This is a genomic window from Devosia pacifica, assembly GCF_014652635.1.
In the GTDB taxonomy this organism is placed as follows: Bacteria; Pseudomonadota; Alphaproteobacteria; order Rhizobiales; family Devosiaceae; genus Devosia; species Devosia pacifica.
In genome coordinates this window covers 55,740-75,730 of record NZ_BMZE01000005.1, presented here as the reverse complement: position 1 = coordinate 75,730, position 19,991 = coordinate 55,740, and the positions used below count along the sequence as shown (strand labels likewise).

The 19,991-nt window shown below is 60.3% G+C and carries 19 protein-coding genes; all 19 read left to right on the top strand.

What is annotated here, in order from left to right; all coding sequences use genetic code 11:
• The first annotated feature begins 100 nt into the window (after positions 1 to 100).
• The 19 genes from ruvC (at position 101) to glmM (ending at position 19,903) form a co-directional block, all read left to right on the top strand.
• Positions 101 to 595, top strand: coding sequence for a crossover junction endodeoxyribonuclease RuvC (gene ruvC / locus IE127_RS18720; RefSeq protein ID WP_189427322.1), 495 nt, complete (start codon positions 101 to 103; stop codon positions 593 to 595).
• Entirely contained in the window at positions 592 to 1,209 is a 618-nt protein-coding gene (gene ruvA / locus IE127_RS18715) for a Holliday junction branch migration protein RuvA (RefSeq protein WP_189427321.1), read from the top strand. Before ruvC ends, ruvA begins: the two co-directional genes overlap by 4 nt.
• 5 nt (positions 1,210 to 1,214) lie before the next feature.
• Entirely contained in the window at positions 1,215 to 2,240 is a 1,026-nt protein-coding gene (ruvB, locus tag IE127_RS18710) for a Holliday junction branch migration DNA helicase RuvB (protein ID WP_189427373.1), read from the top strand.
• Positions 2,237 to 2,746, top strand: coding sequence for an NUDIX hydrolase (locus IE127_RS18705; protein ID WP_189427320.1), 510 nt, complete (start codon positions 2,237 to 2,239; stop codon positions 2,744 to 2,746). The genes ruvB and IE127_RS18705 overlap by 4 nt, the downstream gene beginning before the upstream one ends.
• 81 nt (positions 2,747 to 2,827) lie before the next feature.
• On the top strand, positions 2,828 to 3,427 hold the full coding sequence (locus IE127_RS18700; RefSeq protein WP_189427319.1) for a biliverdin-producing heme oxygenase: 600 nt from the start codon (positions 2,828 to 2,830) through the stop codon (positions 3,425 to 3,427).
• Positions 3,424 to 5,598 carry an ATP-binding protein gene (locus tag IE127_RS18695; RefSeq protein ID WP_189427318.1) on the top strand — a complete coding sequence of 725 codons (2,175 nt, stop codon included), beginning with the start codon at positions 3,424 to 3,426 and terminating at the stop codon, positions 5,596 to 5,598. Before IE127_RS18700 ends, IE127_RS18695 begins: the two co-directional genes overlap by 4 nt.
• Before the next feature lie 3 nt (positions 5,599 to 5,601).
• Entirely contained in the window at positions 5,602 to 6,054 is a 453-nt protein-coding gene (locus IE127_RS18690; RefSeq protein WP_189427317.1) for a response regulator, read from the top strand.
• On the top strand, positions 6,044 to 8,413 hold the full coding sequence (locus IE127_RS18685; RefSeq protein ID WP_189427316.1) for a PAS domain-containing hybrid sensor histidine kinase/response regulator: 2,370 nt from the start codon (positions 6,044 to 6,046) through the stop codon (positions 8,411 to 8,413). The genes IE127_RS18690 and IE127_RS18685 overlap by 11 nt, the downstream gene beginning before the upstream one ends.
• A 78-nt stretch (positions 8,414 to 8,491) precedes the next feature.
• Positions 8,492 to 8,857: a response regulator gene (locus IE127_RS18680; RefSeq protein WP_189427315.1), complete on the top strand. Its 366-nt coding sequence runs from the start codon at positions 8,492 to 8,494 to the stop codon at positions 8,855 to 8,857.
• A 13-nt stretch (positions 8,858 to 8,870) separates the two neighbouring features.
• Positions 8,871 to 9,263 (top strand): tol-pal system-associated acyl-CoA thioesterase, encoded by a 393-nt coding sequence (ybgC, locus tag IE127_RS18675; RefSeq protein WP_189427314.1) that lies wholly within the window; start codon positions 8,871 to 8,873, stop codon positions 9,261 to 9,263.
• Between the two features lie 179 nt (positions 9,264 to 9,442).
• Complete coding sequence (tolQ, locus tag IE127_RS18670) at positions 9,443 to 10,147, top strand: protein TolQ (protein ID WP_189427372.1); 705 nt, start codon at positions 9,443 to 9,445, stop codon at positions 10,145 to 10,147.
• Complete coding sequence (gene tolR, locus IE127_RS18665) at positions 10,147 to 10,599, top strand: protein TolR (RefSeq protein ID WP_189427313.1); 453 nt, start codon at positions 10,147 to 10,149, stop codon at positions 10,597 to 10,599. The genes tolQ and tolR overlap by 1 nt, the downstream gene beginning before the upstream one ends.
• 19 nt (positions 10,600 to 10,618) lie before the next feature.
• Positions 10,619 to 11,794, top strand: coding sequence for a cell envelope integrity protein TolA (gene tolA, locus IE127_RS18660; RefSeq protein WP_189427312.1), 1,176 nt, complete (start codon positions 10,619 to 10,621; stop codon positions 11,792 to 11,794).
• A 41-nt stretch (positions 11,795 to 11,835) separates the two neighbouring features.
• Positions 11,836 to 13,143, top strand: coding sequence for a Tol-Pal system beta propeller repeat protein TolB (tolB, locus tag IE127_RS18655; protein ID WP_189427311.1), 1,308 nt, complete (start codon positions 11,836 to 11,838; stop codon positions 13,141 to 13,143).
• Between the two features lie 175 nt (positions 13,144 to 13,318).
• Entirely contained in the window at positions 13,319 to 13,810 is a 492-nt protein-coding gene (gene pal, locus IE127_RS18650) for a peptidoglycan-associated lipoprotein Pal (RefSeq protein WP_189427310.1), read from the top strand.
• Positions 13,811 to 13,977: 167 nt separating this feature from the next.
• Complete coding sequence (locus tag IE127_RS18645) at positions 13,978 to 15,024, top strand: tetratricopeptide repeat protein (RefSeq protein WP_189427309.1); 1,047 nt, start codon at positions 13,978 to 13,980, stop codon at positions 15,022 to 15,024.
• Complete coding sequence (gene tilS / locus IE127_RS18640) at positions 15,009 to 16,283, top strand: tRNA lysidine(34) synthetase TilS (protein ID WP_189427308.1); 1,275 nt, start codon at positions 15,009 to 15,011, stop codon at positions 16,281 to 16,283. Before IE127_RS18645 ends, tilS begins: the two co-directional genes overlap by 16 nt.
• Before the next feature lie 173 nt (positions 16,284 to 16,456).
• Positions 16,457 to 18,391, top strand: a complete 1,935-nt coding sequence (ftsH, locus tag IE127_RS18635) for an ATP-dependent zinc metalloprotease FtsH (RefSeq protein ID WP_189427307.1) — start codon at positions 16,457 to 16,459, stop codon at positions 18,389 to 18,391.
• Positions 18,392 to 18,559: 168 nt separating this feature from the next.
• Positions 18,560 to 19,903, top strand: coding sequence for a phosphoglucosamine mutase (glmM, locus tag IE127_RS18630; protein ID WP_189427306.1), 1,344 nt, complete (start codon positions 18,560 to 18,562; stop codon positions 19,901 to 19,903).
• Positions 19,904 to 19,991 lie beyond the last annotated feature (88 nt).

The window sequence follows — 19,991 nt, the reverse complement described above, 5'->3', positions numbered from 1 at the left end:
CCGTCCGACACGCCATGCAATGTTTTCTTTTTGTTCGCTTCTGTCTTGGATGCTTGGCGATCTGGAGTTAGAGGTGCGCCATGATACCGAGGCAAGCGAAATGAGAATCATTGGCATCGATCCGGGGCTGCGGCGCTGTGGCTGGGGAGTGATCGAGGTAGAGGGCAGCAGGCTCAGCTTTGTTGAGTGTGGCACGATCCGCCCTCCGACCGAGGGAGAGCTCGCGGAGCGCCTGGCGGTTCTGCATCGTGAACTTGATGCCGTTCTCGGGCGCATGAGGCCGCTCGAAGCTGCTGTTGAGGAAACCTTCGTCAACAAAGGCCCGCGCTCGGCATTGACCCTAGGACAGGCACGCGGCGTCGTCCTGCTGACACCCGCAATCCGCGGGTTGCCGGTAGCGGAATACGCAGCCAATCTTGTGAAAAAGTCCGTGGTTGGCACTGGCCATGCGGCAAAGGACCAGATCGGGCTTATGGTCAAGACCTTGTTGCCGGGATCCAAAGCCGGTGACGCCGATGCTGCGGATGCGCTGGCAGTCGCCATATGCCACGCCCATCATCGCGTTGCCGCGGCTCGCGTGAAAGCTCTGGCATGATCGGAAAGCTCAAGGGTCAGATCGACAGTTTCGGCGATGACCGTGTGCTGATCGATGTTGGTGGGGTTTGCTACGAGGCCTTTTGCTCAAGCCGGACCCTTCGGGCGCTGCCGCGTGTCGGCGAAAGCGCGGTGCTCCATATCGAGACTTACGTACGAGAAGACATGATCAGGCTATTCGGCTTCGCCACCGAGGCCGAAAAATCCTGGTTTCACTTGTTGATGACCGTGCAGGGGGTCGGCTCGCGCGTGGCCCTTGCCATTCTGGGGACGGCCTCACCATCCGAACTGCTAAGCGCCATCGCCTTGCAGGACAAGACAATGATCGGTCGGGCGAGTGGCGTCGGGCCGAAGCTGGCTCAGCGCATCCTTAGCGAACTCAAAGGCAAGATTCCCGCAATTGGAGCGGTCGATCCTTCGGTCCTGGGGCTGCAATCTTCTATCGGCGAGGGCACAGCAACGGGATCTGCCGCCGACGCCGTCTCGGCGCTCGTCAATCTTGGGTATTCGAGCGCGCAGGCCTCGGGCGCAATTGCCCGCATCGTTGCGCGCGACGGCGATGACATCGCAACCGACAAGCTGATCCGTCTCGGATTGAAGGAGCTCAGCGCGTGACTTCCATGACCTCTGCCGAAGCTGGCCGCGACGATGCGCTTGATGTGTCGCTGCGACCCTCGGGATTTGGCGATTTTATCGGCCAGTCCGCGGCACGAGCAAACCTCGAAGTCTTCATCTCGGCGGCTCGGCAGCGCCAGGCGGCGCTTGATCACGTGCTGTTCGTCGGCCCGCCTGGCCTCGGCAAGACCACCCTCGCGCAGATCATCGCCAAGGAGCTTGGCGTGGGGTTTCGGGCAACGTCCGGTCCGGTCATTGCCAAGGCCGGAGATCTTGCGGCGCTTCTGACCAATCTCGAAGACCGCGATGTGCTGTTCATCGACGAAATCCATCGGCTGAATCCTGCGATCGAGGAGGTTCTCTATCCGGCGATGGAGGATTTCCAGCTCGATCTGATCATTGGCGAGGGGCCCGCCGCCCGCTCCGTCCGCATCGATCTCGCCAAGTTCACATTGGTGGGTGCTACCACCCGAGCTGGTCTTTTAACCACGCCGCTGCGGGACCGGTTCGGCATACCTGTGCGGCTGAATTTTTATACCCCCGAAGAACTGGTGAGGATCGTCGAGCGCGGTGCGCGTCTGATGGGCATGGCGATGAGTCCTGATGGCGCTATGGAGGTGGCCAGGCGCTCTCGCGGCACACCGCGTATCGCCGGACGGTTGCTCAGGCGGGTGGCGGACTTTGCTCAGGTCGATGGCGTTGCAACGATCGATCGGGCCATTGCCGACAAGGCGCTGCTGAGGCTCGATGTCGATGCACGTGGCCTCGACCAGCTCGATCGGCGATATCTCGATACCATTGTCGATTTTTATGGCGGCGGGCCGGTCGGTATCGAAACCATAGCGGCAGCGCTGTCAGAGCCTCGCGACGCCATTGAGGAAATTGTCGAGCCCTATCTGTTGCAACAGGGCTTTATCCAGCGCACTCCGCGGGGTCGCCTGCTGACGGCGCTGGCTTTCCAGCATCTCGGCCGACAGGTACCTCAGGGCTTCGTCGGCCTGCAGAGCAGTCTCTTTTCGGAGGATGAATGATCCCGCGTCAGATGCTGAGCTTCCCGCTCGATGGCATGCGGTTCAACTATCGGGTCGCCGCCATCATCATTGTCGAGGGACATCTTCTGGTCTCGCGAGAGGACGATGACGACTACACGATGCTGCCCGGCGGACGGGTGGAGTTGGGCGAGACAAGCAGCCTCGCGCTGGAAAGAGAATTACGCGAAGAGACCGGATATGAGGCAGCAATCGGTGAGCTGATACTGACCTCTGAGACCCTTTATCGCCGCGACGGGGAAGCCTTTCACGAACTCGGTATCTTTTATGCTGCCCGATTGCCTCAGAGTGCGCGTCCGGACGGGCGCAGTCCCTGGCTAGAACGCGAGGATGAGGGCCATCAACTATACTTCGACTGGGTCCCACTTGAGGCCGGCGCACTTTACAAGGTGCGTTTGTTGCCGGAATGGTTGGCGAATACCCTGCCGGATATCGAAGGTCTTGATGCCTCCTCGACGAAACACGTCATCGCGGATTATCTTAGCTGATTGGCCCGCAGTCCCTGCCAAATGCAACTGGTAGTGAGGCAAAAGGATTACACCAATGCTTAAACGCTACCCGGACCCCGAATGCCCTCGCCTGACGTTTCTGAACTAAGACTATCTGAACTGCTCCGAACAGAGACACATGAAGCCCATGAGCGTCTCGAAGCTGTCGTCGGCTTTGATCTCACGCAGCCAAGTGTCGAGATTGCGACGCGCATGCTCGAGCGCTTTCACGGCATGGTTGGCGCATTGGAATCCCAGCTCCGGCGCAACCTGCCTGCCGACCTTGCGGCGCGTTGCCATAAGGCTGCGCTGTTGCGTAATGACCTTCTCGACCTCGGCCATGACGATGCCAGCCTTAACGCTCTGCCGAGGTGCAGCGCGGCTGCAGACCTGGTCCAGGGGCGGGGTAGTGCGTTCGGTGTTATGTACGTCCTCGAAGGCTCTACGCTCGGGGGCAAGGTGATCACCAAGGCATTGAAGCGGCAGGCGGATTGGCCCATTACGAGAGCCAGCTATTTTGATCCCTACCAGGAAGAGACCGGGCCGATGTGGCGAGACTTTACCGTTCGCCTGAACGCTCTTTCGGGGCGTGCGGAGCAGACGCAGGCAATTGCCGGCGCAAATTCCTGCTTTGAATTGATGTATCGCTGGCTGGGTGACGGGCAGAGGGTGGCAGCATGAGTTCGGCGAGCGTAACTGTCGACAATTGCGCTGCGGAGCCCATTCGCGTTCCCGGAGGAATTCAGCCGCATGGCGCGCTTCTGGTTATCGGACCCGGCGGCCGTATAATTCAACGCAGTGCTAATGCAGCGGAATTTCTGGACGGCGAGGTTACCAAGCTTGACGAGTTGCCGGACGTTGTCGGCGAATGGGCCAATAGCGATACGTCGACATTGCTGCAGTCTATCTCGTATCGCGACCGTAATTTTCAGGTGTCAGGGCATCGTAGCGATCAGGGACTGATTGTCGAGTTTGAGAGTCCGCCAGACGATGAAGCAGCGGCGCTGGATAAGATCTACCCTAGACTGCAGAGCTTGGCCGATGCGATCGGACAGATCGAAGATCTCGGCGAAGTGGCACAGATCGTCACCGATGAGGTCCGCGACATCATCGGCTATGACAGGGTCATGGTCTACAGCTTCGATCGCGATTGGCACGGAACGGTCATCGCCGAAAGTCTTGGTGGCGCCCTCGAATCTTACTTGGACCTGCGGTTCCCTGCCTCGGACATTCCGGCACAGGCGCGCGAATTGTATCGAACTAACCCGCTGCGCATCATACCTGACGCCAATTACGAGCCAGTTCCGCTGGATCCGGTACTCAATCCCACTGACGGTCGGCCGCTCGATTTGAGTTTTGCCGGACTAAGAAGCGTTTCTCCCATTCACCTGCAATATATGCGCAATATGGGCACATACGCTTCGATGTCAGTCTCGATCATCGTGGATGATCAGCTCTGGGGGTTGATCTCGTGCCATAGCCTGGAGTCGAAGCGGGTCTCGCCGCAGGTGCGCGCGGCGTGCAATTTCATCGCCAAACTCGCCTCGTTGCGCATCAGCTCTGTCGTACGTGGCGCACACGCCGCGCGCAGGATCGAGCTCAAGCGTCAGGAAACGGAACTCGTCGCCCGGCTTTCTGCAGCGCGCGACATTCCCGAGGCTCTTGCTCAGAACGGTCGGCCTTGGCTGGCATTGACCGGCGCCACAGGTGCCGCTGTAGTCACCGAAAAAAGCGTGCGCACCGCTGGTGCGGTACCGCCGCTCGATACGCTGGTCAGGCTTGCGGACTGGCTAGGCGGGCAAGAGATCAATGGTGTGTTCGCAACCGAACATCTGGGGGACCACTGGGCCGAGGGGGCAGACGTAACCGACACCGCAAGCGGCCTCCTAGCTATTCCAATCTCGCAACTGCACCCGTCGTTCGTAATGTGGTTTCGTCCCGAGGTCGTCAGTACGGTAACCTGGGGCGGCGATCCGCGAAAGCCGATGGACGCCAAGACCCTCACGCCGCGCACGTCTTTTGCGCAGTGGAAGCAGGAGGTGACGGGCACATCCGTTCCCTGGACAAATGCCGAAACCGAGAGCGCAGATGACTTTCGCAATGCGCTGCTCAATTTCATTCTTCTGCGTGCCGAAGAGCGTGCTGAACTCAGCAATGAGCTCGAGCGCTCGAACAAGGAACTGGAGTCGTTTTCGTATTCGGTCTCGCACGATCTGCGGGCGCCATTCCGTCATATCGTCGGGTTCGCTGAACTGCTGATGGAGCGTGAGCGGAACCTTGACGAGAAGTCCCGGCACTATTTGCAGAACATCACCGATGCCGCACTTTCCGCCGGGCGTTTGGTCGATGATTTGCTGAGTTTCTCGCAACTTGGTCGCGCCAGGGTCGAAAAGAGCCGCGTAGACATGAACAAGCTTGTGAGCGAGGTGCAGCGCTCACTCGAGCCCGACATTAATGGCCGCAATGTCCGATGGGATGTTGGCGATCTCCCTCGCGCCTTTGGCGATGGTTCACTGCTGCGTCAGGCTCTTCACAACCTCGTGGACAACGCTCTCAAGTACTCGCAGAACCGCGATCCGGCGGTTATTCGCATCAGTGGTGATGTTGAAGGAAACACCGTTCGTTACGAGATTGCCGACAACGGTGTCGGCTTCGACATGACCTACGTAGAGAAGTTGTTTGGGGTGTTCCAGCGGCTGCACCGTGTTGAAGACTTTCCGGGCACGGGCATCGGCCTTGCGCTCGTAAAGCGTATCGTCGACCGGCATGGTGGCAGGGTGGAAGCCCGTGGCAAGGTGAATGAGGGCGCGGTGTTCAGCATCCTGTTGCCGCTGACCGACAAGGAGCGTTGAGAATTGGCAGACCTGCGTCCGATATTGTTGGTCGAAGACAATCCGCGAGATCTGGAACTGACGATGGCGGCTCTTGCCAAGTGCCAGCTCGCCAACGACATCGTCGTTGCACGCGATGGTGCAGAGGCGCTCGATTACCTGTATGCGCGAAACGAGCACGAAGGGCGTGACCCAGGGAATCCGGCTGTAGTGCTGCTTGATCTGAAGCTGCCGAAAGTCGATGGCCTCGAGGTTCTCGAAAAGATTAAGTCGGATCCGATGCAGCGCCAGATTCCGGTGGTGATGCTGACCGCCTCGCGCGAGGAGCGGGACGTCCTCTTGAGCTACGAGCAGGGCGTCAACGCCTACGTCGTCAAGCCGGTCGACTTCAACGCGTTCTTCGAGGCGATCCAGGACCTTGGCATGTTCTGGGCTGTGCTGAACGAGCCCCCGCCGCGAGGTAATCATGCACGCTGAACCCGCTGGCGAGGCGGAGCGCGTCCACTACAGAATCGTCATGCTCGAGGACAGTGATATCGACGCTGACCTCATTGAATCTCATCTTCAAAGCGGCCCGTTTGGCTTCGAGCTCGAGCGCGTCACCACGCGCGAGGATTACGAGAAGGCGCTTCGCGACGAGCCGGACCTGGTCCTCGCAGATTACTCACTGCCCGGCTTTGATGGCCTGCGCGCGCTTGAAATCGCGCGCGCCTTGCACCCCCAGTTGCCGTTCATCTTCGTATCCGGGGTTGTTGGTGAAGAATTCGCGACTCAGGCCCTGCAGCAGGGCGCCAGCGATTATGTCACCAAACGCAATCTTCGACGGCTGCACGTCGCTGTCAGCCGCGCGATGTACCAGGCACAGGAGCGTCGCCAGCGCGAGGCGATGGAGTCAGCGCTGCGGGCAAGCGAAGTTGGTAGCCGCATCGCGTTGCGTGCAGCTCGCCTCGGCGGCTGGGACTTCGACCTGCTGCGCAATCGACTGGTTTGGGACGCCCGCTGCCATGCGCTCTTCGGCGTGCCGCAGACGACGAGGGTCGCGTACGAGCTATTCCTGTCATCCTTGCATCCGGACGACCGCGAGCGCGTCGATGCGGCGGTTCGGCGTGCCACCGGAGGGCCCGAGCATCCGGATTTCAACGAACAGTTTCGTGTGCTTCTTGCAGATGATGAAATTCGCTGGATCGAGAGCATTGGGAGTGGAATCTACAGCGGGTCCAAGTGCGTTCGTCTTGTCGGGGTTGTTCGCGACATCAGTGACGAAAAGACTGCAGAATTGGCGCTTCTCGACCGCACGGCCTCACTAGAGGCTAGTGTCGAACAGCAGGCAATGGAGCGCCATCTGCTGTGGCGCAATTCACAGGACCTTCTCTTGGTCCTCGGCGCCGACGGGCGCCTGCGCGATATCGCGCCATCATGGCAACGCATTCTGGGACACGGACCGGAGCAGGTCATCGGCAAGAGATTTATCGATTTCACCCATGATGACGACCGCGATGAAATGGAACGCGCTCTTCGAGAGGCGATCCCGCAACTGCCCATCCAGTTCGAGTGCAGGCTGACGCATCAGGATGGGAGCAGCCGCTGGATATCCTGGAGTGCCACTATCGACGAGATGGGGGTCATCTACGCCAATGGCCGCGACAGCACCGAGGAGCGTGAAGCGGAAGAGCGTGTGAAGCAGATGGAGGACGTGCTGCGCCAAGCGCAGAAAATGGAGGCGATCGGTCAGTTGACCGGCGGAATCGCACACGACTTCAACAACCTCCTCGCGGGCATTGTGGGCGCGATGGACGTATTGCGGCGCCGTATCGCCAATCAGCGCTATGACGATGTTGAACGTTTTCTCAGCGCCGCTCAAAGTTCTGCTCATCGCGCGGCTTCTCTGACGCAACGGCTGCTGGCGTTTTCGAGACGGCAGTCGCTTGATGTTCAGTCTGTCAGCGCCAACAAGAGCATCATGTCGATGGAGGATCTGCTGCGCAGGACGCTCGGCGAAAATATCAAGTTGGAGCTGGTGATGCAGCCCGATGGTTGGTTCGGCTATACTGATCCCAACCAGCTGGAAAGCGCTATCCTCAATCTCGCGATCAATGCGCGCGACGCCATGCCCGATGGCGGTGTTCTGCGCATCGAAACGGCCAATGTGCCGGCCGAAACCGCGAACCGCGATATCGAAGGCGCCGAGCCGGGCGACTATATTCTGGTGCGGGTGTCGGACACTGGCGAAGGCATGTCCGAAGAGACGATTTCCAAAGCTTTCGATCCGTTCTTCACCACCAAGCCGATTGGCCAGGGCACCGGGCTCGGCCTTTCAATGGTTTATGGCTTCGTGCGCCAGATTGGTGGGCAGGTGCGGATTCGCTCGGTGCTCGACAAAGGCACAAATATCGAACTCTATTTGCGCCGGGCGGAAGAGGAAACTCCGGCAGACAGCATGATCGCTGCCGAAGATATCGAGCGCGCCCGGGAGGAAGAAGTGGTGCTGGTTGTCGAGGATGACTCGGCTGTGCGCATGCTCATGCTCGAGATCCTCGACCAGTTTGGCTATCACAGCATTGAGGCGAGCGATGCCCAATCGGCTCTGCCGATCGTCAACTCGGATCGGCGAATTGACCTGGTGATCTCTGATGTCGGCTTGCCAGGCATGAACGGGCGGGAACTCGCAGAGCGTATTCGCGAGAAACGACCCGACATGCCCGTATTGTTCGTCACCGGCTATGCACATGGTGCCGAGCGACGCGCCGAATACCTGGATTCGGGAATGGCAATGCTTTCAAAGCCTTTCAGAGCCGAAGACGTTGCCAGTGTGATCAGAAAGCTGATCTCTTCTTGAGCGATCACTTTTTCTCCTTGGCGGAACTGCTTCAGTAGGCGGGCCATTGAGCCTTGCTGACCCAAGAAGGAGTTTCGAGTGGCTAGAACGGCTAGAATTTTAATCGTCGAGGATGAGCCGTTGATCAGCATGTGCCTCGCATCGCTCGTTGAAGAACAAGGCAATGCACCGTTGGAAGTCGGTACCGCAGATGAGGCGAAAGCACTGATGGACGATGGGCAGCAGGTGGACCTGATCGTCACCGATATCCATATGCCGGGAACGCTTGACGGTCTTGATCTGGCCCGTCATGCAAGTGGTCTGATTGCCGACTTGCCCGTCATCGTCTGCTCGGGCAAGATCCGACCGGATGCAGACGAGTTGCCAAAGGGTGCCGTGTTCTTTGAGAAACCCTACGACTTCGACAAGTTGGGCAAGGTGATACAGCGCCAGCTGCAGCGCTGATCTGCGGAGCGCAATGCACACGTTCACGGTCCGTATCTATTACGAGGACACCGATTTTTCCGGCAATGTCTATCACGCTGCCTATCTCAAGTTTCTTGAGCAGGCCCGTACGGAATGGTTGCGTGCGCTCGGAATAGGCCACGCCGAACTTGCTCAGACAGGCCTCGCCTTTGCTGTGCGGGATATGCAGATCACCTTCCACAAGCCGGCCCATATCGATGACCTATTGAGCGTGAGCACGCGGCTCAGTGAAATGCGCGGCGCGCGGCTCTTGCTCGATCAGAACATTTCCCGCGACGGCGATGTCCTGACACGAGCAAGCCTGAGCATCGTCGTCATTCGTCTCGATACCGGCTCGGCCACGCGACTACCGGAAAGTCTTCGCTCAGCAATCAACCCAGCGTGAGTGGGCAGTTGACGCAAAGTTAACCTGTTGTTGACCATAGTGCGAATGGCCTGCAGCACCCTCGGCACTTGGCGATACAGCGGTATATTTCTCTTAAATTTGACAAATTTCGACCCCATCCGGTGCCCAGCGGGGTCGGTTATTGGGACCGAACCGAGAAGGATCACGACATGGAAGCGATGGACGCCGTGGGTACGGCTGCGGCCCACACGGATTTTTCGATCTGGGGGCTGTTCTGGGCGGCAGACCTGGTCGTGAAATCGGTGATGCTCGGCCTGCTCGGTGCCTCGATCTGGTGCTGGGCGATCATCGTCGACAAGACAATCCAGTACCGCCGGACGAAAAGCGCGATGAACCGCTTCGAACGGGTGTTCTGGTCGGGCCAGTCTCTTGAAGAGCTCTATCAGGAGCAATCCCAACAGCCACAGACCGGGCTGAGTGCCGTTTTCGTTGCGGCCATGAAGGAATGGAAGCGCAGTCACGAGCAGAATGCTGCCAGCTATCTCGGGGTACAGGCTCGTCTCGAAAAAGTGCTCGATGTGGCAATTGCCCGTGAGAGCGAAAACCTTGAGAAGCGGTTGAGCTTTCTCGCCACAGTTGGCTCTGCAGCACCATTTATTGGCCTTTTTGGCACGGTATGGGGCATCATGAACGCATTTACAGGAATCGCTCAGGCAGCCAGCACCAATTTGACGGTTGTTGCCGGGCCGATCGCCGAAGCACTGTTTGCAACCGCAATTGGTCTGATCGCAGCCATTCCGGCGGTTATCGCCTACAACAAGCTGTCGTCTGACGCGGGCAAGCTGATCTCGCGCCTCGAAGGTTTTGCGGACGAGTTCTCAACGATCCTCTCGCGCCAGCTTGAGGCGCGGGGCGGCCGCTAATGGCGATGGGTGGGCCCAGCGCGGCTGGAGGCGGTCGACGGCGAGGACGCAGGGGACGGCATTCCGGTGCCCTGATGAGCGAGATCAACGTCACACCGATGGTCGACGTTATGCTGGTGCTGCTGATCATCTTCATGGTCGCTGCGCCTCTGATGACTGTTGGGGTGCCGATCGACCTGCCTGAGACGCAGGCTCGCGAGATGAACACCGAGAGCGAGCCGATCACGGTAACGGTCAGCCCTGATGGGCTGATCTTCATCGATGACGAACAAATTCCCTATGAGAGTCTAGCCGGCACGATCAACGCGCGGGCGGAAAACGGGCCAGAAGAGCGCATCTATGTGCGCGGCGACACCAACGCCAATTACGGCGCGGTGATGCGGGTGATGGGGCTGCTGTCCGGGGCAGGGTATACGCGTATCGGTCTGATCACGGCGCAGGAAGCGCAGTAGGACAAGGTCTACAAGCACGGTGAAGACGGGTCTTACAGTCTCGGTCGGTTTGCACGCGACGCTGATGGCGATCGGGGTGCTCGGCCTGTTGCCGGCGCGTAGCATTGAGACCCCCGTGACCCAGTCGATTGCTGTCGACATCGTACCGATCGAGGAGTTCTCCAACATAAGGGTTGGGTCGCTCGACAGCGAAGTGGTCGAGACGGAGGCGCCCTCGCCAGTCGAGTCCGAAGCGCCCGCCGTGCCTGATCAGCCAGCTGGAAATACCGAGGAGCCGCAGCCAACGCCTTCGGAGGCGGACAGCCCGACCCCGGTGCCAGTGACCAACGAAGCGCCGCTGCCGGAGGCGGCGCCAGAACCGCAGCCAGAGCCCGAGCCCGAGCCCGAGCCAGCGCCCGAACCAGAGCCGGCACCGCCAGAGCCTGCGCCGCGGCCGGAACCTCCCCCCGAACCGGAACCCGAGTCGGCTCCAGAACCGGCGCCAGAACCAGCGCCTGAGCCAGAACCGGCACCAGAACCAGCGCCTGAGCCAGAGCCAGAGCCAGAGCCCGAGCCAACACCGGAGCCCGAGCCGGAAGAGCCGCAGCCGGTCGCGCCACAGCCAGTAGCGCGCACCGCAGCGCTCGATCGCGCCCGCGCAGATTATGCGCGCCAGCAGGAAGAGGCAGAGCGTCAGCGTCAGGCAGAGGCTGAAGAGCAACGTCGCCGCGAAGAAGAAGAGCGTGAGCGGCGCGAAGCGGCAGCACGTGAGGCAGAAGAAGCCGAACGGGTCGCCGAGCAATCGCGCCAGGATTCGGACGTTGCCCCGGCAGATGATATTTCCGCGTTGATCAACAACAATGATACGACGGGTGCAACGACCGGTAGCGGTGGCTCGCCGACTTTGGGAGATACAGACGGTGCGGCCTCGACGCTAAGTCGTTCCGAGATTGACGGGCTGATCGCCAAGATCAGAACCTGCTGGGACCTGTTGCCGAGCGAGATTAATTCCGGCCTCAGCGTCAGGCTGCTGGTCAGCATGAACAGGGATGGAACGGTTGCTGGCCAGCCGATGGTGATCGAGGCCGACCAATCCGCCTCCGGCCAGTCCATTGCCCGCGCTGCGGTCAGTGCCGTGATGGAGTGCGGCCCCTACAGCCTTTCAGAGGCCTCATATGCCCAGTGGCAGGAACTCGACGTTACGCTGAGGCCATAGAAATTCAGTCGCTTGAGCGACACCGAGATGGAGACGATACGATGACACTTCTGAATCGGCGCGCGGCGCTGAAGCTGGGGCTTGCAGGCGGCGCATTGCTGGCTGCCGGTCCCGCACTCGCACAGCTCGAGATCGTCGTCGAGGGCGCCAATTTTCAGCCCTTGCCGATCGCAATTCCGGATTTCGCCTCTTCGGACCCGCAGTTCGGACGCGACGTGGCGGAGATCGTGCGCAACAATCTGAGGCGTTCCGGCCTGTTCCTGCCGCTCGATGTCGCAAGCCTGCCGCAGCAGGTTGGCGACGTGAATGCGCAGCCAGACTTTCCCTCGTGGCGCGCCGTCAATGTCGACGGCGTGGTTATGGGGCAGGTGGAGCGCGGGGCGCAGATCCAGGCCTCGGTCCGCGTCTGGGACACGCGCCAACAGGCGCAGGTAGTCGGCCAGCAGCTTGCCACCGACGCACAGAACTGGCGCCGGATCGGCCATATTGTTTCCGATGCGATCTACCAGTCGCTTGCAGGCGGCACAGGCTATTTCGATACCCGGGTTGTTTACGTCGCCGAAACAGGCCCGAAGGCGAACCGCGTCAAGCGGCTTGCGATCATGGATCAGGACGGAGCCAACGTGCAGTATCTCACGCAAGGCAATTCGCTTGCTGTGACGCCGCGGTTCTCGCCCAACAATGACTACGTCGCCTACATGAACTACGACACTGGCAATCCGCAGGTCTATGTCCTGCATCTCGCGAGCGGCCAGCAGCAGCAAGTCGGCAATTTCGGGCAGATGACGTTCGCTCCGCGGTTTGCGCCAAGCGGCCAGCGGCTGGCGTTTTCGGTCGAACAGGGCGGCGCCACAAACATCTATTCGCTCGATATCGGATCTGGCCAGCCAGTTCAGCTGACTTCAGGCGGGGCGATCGATACCAGCCCCTGCTACTCTCCCGATGGAAGCCGGTTGATCTTTGAATCCGATCGCGGTGGCTCTCCGCAGATCTACATGATGGGTGCCGGTGGCGGCGAGCCTCAGCGCATCAGTTTCGGCAGTGGCAGCTACTCAACGCCTGTGTGGTCGCCAACGGGTGATCTCATCGCTTTCACCAAGCAATCTGGTGGCCAGTTCTCGATCGGCACAATGGCGCCGGACGGGTCGAACGAGCGTCTGCTGACGACGAGCTTTCACGCAGAAGGGCCAACCTGGGCTCCGAACGGTCGTGTCATCATGTTCTTTCAGGACCCAGGCGGCAATGAAGGTCCGGGTCTGCACTCGATCGATATCTGGGGCCGCAATCTTTTGCGGATACCGACGGACAGCTATGCCTCTGATCCGTCCTGGTCGGCGCTGCGCTCTTAACCCTAAGGCGCGTGGGAGCAGCTGTGTGGACTTTGCGCAACGCCGAGAAAAACTCAGCCTTTGCGCCACATTCGCGCCGCACTAGCACTCGATTAACCAAACGCGCTCACGCGCCCTTAACACTAAGCAGGGTAAATTCGAACCTAACGATTTTGCCCTTTAGGAGCTTCTCCGGATGCAGACCTTTGCTTCCATCGCCAAGGCCGTGCGCTATCTGGCACTGGCCACACTCGTCGTCGCAGTGGCGGCGTGTTCGCGGACCCCAGACACCATGCCGACAGGTGTCGGCAATGCAGCGGGCGCGGGTGCGCCCGGCAGCCAGCAGGAATTTCTGGTCAGCGTCGGCGATCGGGTGTTTTTTGAAACCGACTCGTCGTCATTGACTTCGGAAGCCCAGGCGACGCTCGACAAGCAGGCGCAATGGCTGAACCGCTACCAGAACTACCAGATCATGATCGAAGGCCATGCCGACGAACGCGGCACGCGCGAGTACAATATTGCGCTGGGTGCCCGTCGTGCTTCCGTTGTGGTGAATTATCTCGTTTCGCGTGGTGTCGGCGCCAATCGCATCCAGAGCCAATCGTTCGGCAAGGAGCGTCCGGTCGCCATCTGTAACGATATTTCGTGCTGGAGCCAGAACCGCCGCGCGGTGACTGTGGTCCGCTAAGGTCAGCTATGTGGCCCGGGTGACTGCGGGCCGACATCCAGGTAATACTGGAGGCAATGAGCGCCGTGACCACATCGTGGTCGCGGCGCTTTGTTTTGACCAAATTTGTGTTCTATCTGCTTGCTTCCTACCTCGTTGTGGCCACACCCAGAGCTTGTGGAGGTGTTATGCAGCCAAATCTAAATCTGAGCTGGCGGGCACTCGTTGTCGCCGGTCTATTGCTTCCGACGATTCCTGCACATGCAGCCCTTACCGTGAGCGGTGGCCAGCAGCAGCCGCCAAAGACCGATCGTGTCCTTGTCGCCCAGACGCAGCAGGAGGCTCAGCTCGCGCTGCGCATCCAGCAGCTTGAAGAGCAAATCCGCACGCTGACCGGGCAGGTTGAAGGACTGAGCTTTCAGGTTACGCAGATGCAGACGCTGCTCGAACGGCTGCAGGAAGAAAACGCGCAGTTGTTCCGCCAGATGCAGGGTGGCGGCGGTGCGCCTCCGGCGGTAACGGAGCAGCTGCCGGCGCCCGACGGTCAAGGCGTCGAGATCGAAGTGCCGAACACCGACATTCCCGAGCAGGGCGTGGTTCCGCTGCCAGGCGAGATCGAGTTTGATCCGCGTTTCGACGATGGCAGCGAGCCTTTGCCGTCCGACCAGGACTACGAGCAGCTGAACGAGGATCTCGGAGCGGTCAGCCCCGATGAGGTCTCGGCGGATCCGCTGATCGGTACCGGACAGGCCGGCATCGCGACACTTGGTGACCTGCCGGTGGAGCGGGACTTGCAACAGCCGCTTGATCTCAATTTTACACCCGCATCTATCGATCAGTCGGCCGATGCATCGGCGCAGTTCAATGCCGGCTATGAGGCAATGATGAGCGGCGATTTTGCGTTTGCCGAGGATCAGTTCAGACAGTTTGTCGCCCTCTATCCCGATGACGAACGTTCTGCAGAGGCCGCGAACTGGCTCGGCGCTTCGCTTCTTGAGCAGGGAGAGAACCAGCAGGCGGCAGAGGTGTTGCTCGATGCCTACGAGACGCAGCCCGAAAGCCCACGTGCCCCTGACCTGCTGTTGCAGCTCAGTACGGCCCTTGCTCGCGAGGGCGAGCGCGATGCGGCGTGCCGGACCCTCAACGCGATCCCGGATCGATTCGCTGAACTGACGGATGATTTCCAGACCCGGCTCAACCAGCAGCAGGAAGAGGCTGAATGCCCGCCCGCCTGACGCCACCACTCACTTCGCCGGAAGCGAGGGAGCAGCTGTTCGCACCCCTCCGTGACTATAAGGCCATCGGGCTTGGTGTGTCTGGCGGCCCCGACAGCGTCGGCCTGATGCTGATGGTCAAGCAATGGGCGGATGAAACACCCGATGCTCCGACAATCTTCGTTTACAGTGTTGACCATGGCCTGCGACCCGAGGCAGCGGGCGAAGTGCATGGCGTGCTGAGCCTTGCCGCACGGCTCGGGCTGGCGGCACGCGGCCTGGTCTGGAGCGATGACAAGCCCGCGACGGGCATTCAGGAAGCGGCTCGCGCTGCGCGTTACCGTCTCATAAGGGAGGCGATGCGCCAGGATGGAGCTGAGCTGCTGCTGACAGCGCACCACATCAGCGATCAGGCTGAGACCGTCCTGATGCGGCTGGCGCACGGGAGCGGCATCGAGGGCTTGAAGGGGATGCAGGCTTTCTCAGAAATCGAAGGCCTCAAGATATTCCGACCACTTCTGGATGTGGATCCTAAGGAGTTGCATGGTCTCGTTGCGGATGCCGGGGTCGAGGCCGTGAACGATCCCTCAAATGCTGACGAGCACTATGAGCGCGTGCGCTGGCGAGCGGCACTGCCGCAGCTCACCGCGCTCGGCATCGATCCTCCAACGCTGCTGAGGCTGTCGCGTCGGATGGCAGATGCCGATGCAGCCTTGGCGAAGATCGCGGACGCGGCGTTCGATGATCTCGTCAAGCTGGATGGGTTCGGGGCCGCGCGCATCGAGCGTGTGGCCTACGACGCGCTCGGCTCGGCCGTTGCGACAAGAGTTCTGGCGCGGGTCCTCGCGAACGTTGGCGGTCATCAGAAAGCGCATGCGCTTGGTCAGATAGAAAAACTGCACGATTCAATCGGCTCGGAGTCTGCGCTCAAGAATACGACGTTGCTGGGCTGTGTGGTGCGTGCGGATGAACACGGCATTGTGGTGGCGCGCGAACTCGGCCGCAGCACACCTGCAGACCTGCCGCTGGCCCCGGGCTCCGAGATTGTCTGGGACAACCGTTTTCGTATCCGCAATGTCTCTGATGCCGCCGGGTTTACAGCCGGGGTCGCCGATTACATGCCGCGGCACAAACTGCAGGAATTTCTTGGCTTCAAGGTGACCGCTCCTGCAGAGGCTATCCGAACGGCACCGATCGTGCGAAATGGTGAAGGCGAAGTTCTGGCTCTTGGGGGATGGTCGTTCGATCCGCGCATTGCGGTAGAATTAATCATTGATTGAGTGAGATAGCAGGGTTGAACCCTTTCGCGCATCACCGCGTATTAACTGCAATGTGAGGCTAGGACTGGACGAAACCGGCAAAGCGCCGCAGTTCATGCCCTTGTAACGCCCAATAGCCGGCCATACATTCGAGCCAACCTTGCCGGCAATGCTGGCGCTCCGGGACAGGATTGATGAACGGACAATTCCGAAACTTTGCCATCTGGCTCGTCATACTTTTCATGCTGATGGGCCTGTTCCAGGTCTTCCAGTCTTCTACACGATCGATATCTGTCGCCGACAAGAGCTACAGCCAGTTCGTGTCCGACATTGAAGCAGGCAGCGTGCAGAGTGTGACCATCACCGACAACGTGGTGACAGGTACGCTGCGCGACGGATCGCGCTTTGAAACCGTTGTGCCGGAAGGCGCGGACGTGGTCAGCCGCCTCGAGGACAGGAATGTCTCGATCACGGCACGTGCCGCCGAGGGCTCGCCGTTCTGGTCGATCCTCCTCAGCTCCTGGTTGCCGTTCCTGATCATCATCGGTTTGTGGTTCTTCTTCATCCGGCAGATGCAGGGTGGCGGCAAGGGCGGTGCCATGGGTTTTGGCAAGTCGCGCGCAAAGCTGCTGACAGAGGCCCAAGGCAAGGTCACGTTTGAAGACGTCGCTGGCGTTGATGAGGCCAAGCAGGACCTCGAGGAGATCGTCGAGTTCCTGCGTGATCCGGGCAAGTTCCAGCGTCTGGGTGGCCGTATTCCGCGCGGTGTGCTTCTGGTTGGCCCTCCTGGTACCGGTAAGACGCTGCTTGCACGCTCTGTTGCCGGCGAAGCCAACGTGCCGTTCTTCACGATATCCGGTTCCGACTTCGTCGAAATGTTCGTCGGTGTCGGTGCAAGCCGCGTGCGTGACATGTTCGAGCAGGCGAAAAAGAACGCGCCGTGTATCATCTTCATCGACGAAATCGACGCCGTCGGTCGCCAGCGTGGTGCGGGCCTTGGCGGCGGCAACGATGAGCGCGAGCAGACTCTCAACCAGCTGCTGGTGGAGATGGACGGGTTCGAAGCCAATGAGGGCGTGATCCTGATTGCCGCCACCAACCGCCCCGACGTGCTCGATCCGGCACTGCTGCGTCCGGGCCGTTTCGACCGTCAGGTTGTCGTGCCAAATCCGGACGTTTCCGGCCGCGAGAAGGTGCTGAAGGTCCACTCGCGCAAGGTACCGCTGGCTCCCGATGTCGATCTACGCATTCTGGCTCGCGGTACACCCGGGTTCTCCGGTGCCGATCTTATGAACCTTGTGAACGAGGCCGCGCTCATGGCGGCGCGCAAGAACAAGCGGTTCGTCACGCATCAGGAGTTCGAGGACGCCAAGGACAAGATCATGATGGGCGCCGAGCGCCGCACCATGGCAATGTCCGAGGACGAAAAGAAGCTCACTGCCTATCACGAGGCGGGACACGCGCTGATTGCATTGAAGCTGACGGGTATTGACCCGATCCACAAGGCGACGATCATCCCGCGCGGCCGTGCACTTGGGATGGTGATGACGCTGCCGGAGAGCGACAGCTATTCGTTCAGCCGTGAGAAGGCCGTTTCGCGCCTTGCCATGCTGTTCGGTGGCCGCGAAGCGGAGATCTACAAGTTCGGGCCTGAAAAGGTCACGAGCGGCGCCGCCGGCGATATCCAGATGGCGACCAACCTCGCGCGTTCCATGGTCATGGAATGGGGCATGTCCGAAAAGCTTGGGCGCGTGCGCTACAAGTCGAACGACCAAGAGGTTTTCCTTGGGCATTCTGTGACGCAATCGCAGCACATGTCTGACGAGACCGCCAAGATCATCGACGAGGAAGTGCGGCGCCTGATCGAGGACGGTGAGCGCTCCGCCCGCGAAACGATTACCGGCAATCTCGAACAGTTCGAGGCTATTGCACAGGCCCTGCTCGAGTTTGAAACGCTGACAGGCGATGAACTGCGCGAGTTGATGGATGGCAAGCCGCCCGTTCGCCCGGACGACGATGGAGCGCCCCCAGCGCCGAAATCGTCCAGCGTGCCGAGTGCCGGCAAGTCGAACAAGAAGCGGCCGGGACCGGAGCCTGATGGCGGGCTCGAGCCACAGCCTGGCAGCTAAATCTTTAAGGGGTCGCTTCGGCGGCCCCTTTTGTTTTGACGCAATGCCGCCGAAAACGGGCATTAACGCTTCACGCGCTAGAGTTTCGTCGGCTCGCTCGAAAGTTGTATAGTGCTCTTCGTAGCGGGCGTACGGATCAAGCGCCGATTCAGCGGAGGGTGCACCCGAGTGACCAGGAAATATTTCGGAACCGACGGTATCCGTGGCGAGGCCAATGGGCCGAAGCTCACGCCGGAACTTGCGCTCAAGGTCGGCATGGCCGCCGGGCTGAAATTCGTGCGGGGCGACCACCGCAATCGTGTGGTGATCGGCAAGGATACCCGACGCTCCGGTTACATGATCGAATACGCGTTGACGGCGGGTTTCACTGCTGTCGGGATGGATGTCTATCTGCTCGGTCCGATGCCGACGCCGGCCGTTGCGATGCTGACCCGATCGCTTCGCGCCGACCTTGGCGTGATGATTTCGGCATCGCACAACCCGTTTGAGGATAACGGCATCAAGCTTTTCCGGCCTGATGGATACAAGCTTTCGGACGAAGTCGAATCCGAGATCGAGCGGCTGATCGATTCGGACATGCTTTCGAAACTCGCACAAGGCCGCGAAATCGGACGTGCCCATCGCGACGAGGATGCGAGCACCCGGTACATTGAATACGCCAAGCGCACATTGCCGCGGGGCATGGATCTGTCCGGGATCAGGGTCGTTGTCGACTGCGCCAACGGCGCTGCCTACAAGGTTGCACCGACCGCGCTGTGGGAACTGGGTGCGGAAGTCTTCACTGTCGGCGTCAGGCCGGACGGCTTCAACATCAATCACAAAGTGGGCTCGACCGCGCCGGATGCCATCGCTGCGAAGGTCAAGGAGTTGCGGGCGGACATCGGGATTGCACTTGATGGTGACGCGGACCGCGTGATCATCATCGACGAGAAGGGCAATGTCGTCGATGGCGACCAGTTCATGGCCGTGATCGCCCAGAGTTGGCTGCGCCGCAACATGCTGCTTGGAGGCGGAATCGTCGCGACCGTGATGTCGAACCTCGGTCTCGAACGCTATTTGTCTTCGATTGGACTGACGCTCGAACGCACCAAGGTCGGCGATCGATACGTTCTCGAGGCAATGCGTTCAAAGGGGTTCAATGTTGGCGGGGAGCAGTCTGGCCACATCATCCTGTCGGATTTCACCACGACCGGTGACGGACTGGTCGCGGCCTTGCAGCTGCTCTCCGTGATAAAGGAAGAAGGGCGCACCGTATCGGAAGTCTGCACCCGGTTCGAGCGCGTGCCGCAGCTGCTTCGCAATGTCCGGTTCAAGGGGGGCAAGCCACTGCAGGACAAGATCGTCCGCAAGCTGATTGCCGACAGCGAGCAAAGACTTGGCCCCGCCGGGCGTCTCGTCATACGCGAGTCGGGCACCGAACCTGTGATCCGCGTGATGGGGGAAGGCGACGACGCCGATCTCGTGACAAGCATCGTGGCAGAGATCGAAACGGCTATTCTCGAGCGTGCCTGACTGGCCATGGGGAACGTCAGTCCGCGCGCTGCCGTTTAGAGTGTGAGAAAGGCGAAATGCCTCCGGCGTTTCGCGCCCTACACTATTC

What these genes read in the sequence shown, in the direction of transcription:
- IE127_RS18685 (WP_189427316.1), top strand. Translation starts at nt 6,044, where the DNA reads ATGCACGCTGAACCCGCTGGCGAGGCGGAGCGCGTCCACTACAGAATC.
- IE127_RS18695 (WP_189427318.1), top strand. Translation starts at nt 3,424, where the DNA reads ATGAGTTCGGCGAGCGTAACTGTCGACAATTGCGCTGCGGAGCCCATT.
- pal (WP_189427310.1), top strand. Translation starts at nt 13,319, where the DNA reads ATGCAGACCTTTGCTTCCATCGCCAAGGCCGTGCGCTATCTGGCACTG.
- IE127_RS18700 (WP_189427319.1), top strand. Translation starts at nt 2,828, where the DNA reads ATGCCCTCGCCTGACGTTTCTGAACTAAGACTATCTGAACTGCTCCGA.
- IE127_RS18645 (WP_189427309.1), top strand. Translation starts at nt 13,978, where the DNA reads ATGCAGCCAAATCTAAATCTGAGCTGGCGGGCACTCGTTGTCGCCGGT.
- ruvA (WP_189427321.1), top strand. Translation starts at nt 592, where the DNA reads ATGATCGGAAAGCTCAAGGGTCAGATCGACAGTTTCGGCGATGACCGT.
- ruvC (WP_189427322.1), top strand. Translation starts at nt 101, where the DNA reads ATGAGAATCATTGGCATCGATCCGGGGCTGCGGCGCTGTGGCTGGGGA.
- tolQ (WP_189427372.1), top strand. Translation starts at nt 9,443, where the DNA reads ATGGACGCCGTGGGTACGGCTGCGGCCCACACGGATTTTTCGATCTGG.
- ruvB (WP_189427373.1), top strand. Translation starts at nt 1,215, where the DNA reads ATGACCTCTGCCGAAGCTGGCCGCGACGATGCGCTTGATGTGTCGCTG.
- tolR (WP_189427313.1), top strand. Translation starts at nt 10,147, where the DNA reads ATGGCGATGGGTGGGCCCAGCGCGGCTGGAGGCGGTCGACGGCGAGGA.
- ybgC (WP_189427314.1), top strand. Translation starts at nt 8,871, where the DNA reads ATGCACACGTTCACGGTCCGTATCTATTACGAGGACACCGATTTTTCC.
- tolB (WP_189427311.1), top strand. Translation starts at nt 11,836, where the DNA reads ATGACACTTCTGAATCGGCGCGCGGCGCTGAAGCTGGGGCTTGCAGGC.
- IE127_RS18705 (WP_189427320.1), top strand. Translation starts at nt 2,237, where the DNA reads ATGATCCCGCGTCAGATGCTGAGCTTCCCGCTCGATGGCATGCGGTTC.
- ftsH (WP_189427307.1), top strand. Translation starts at nt 16,457, where the DNA reads ATGAACGGACAATTCCGAAACTTTGCCATCTGGCTCGTCATACTTTTC.
- tilS (WP_189427308.1), top strand. Translation starts at nt 15,009, where the DNA reads ATGCCCGCCCGCCTGACGCCACCACTCACTTCGCCGGAAGCGAGGGAG.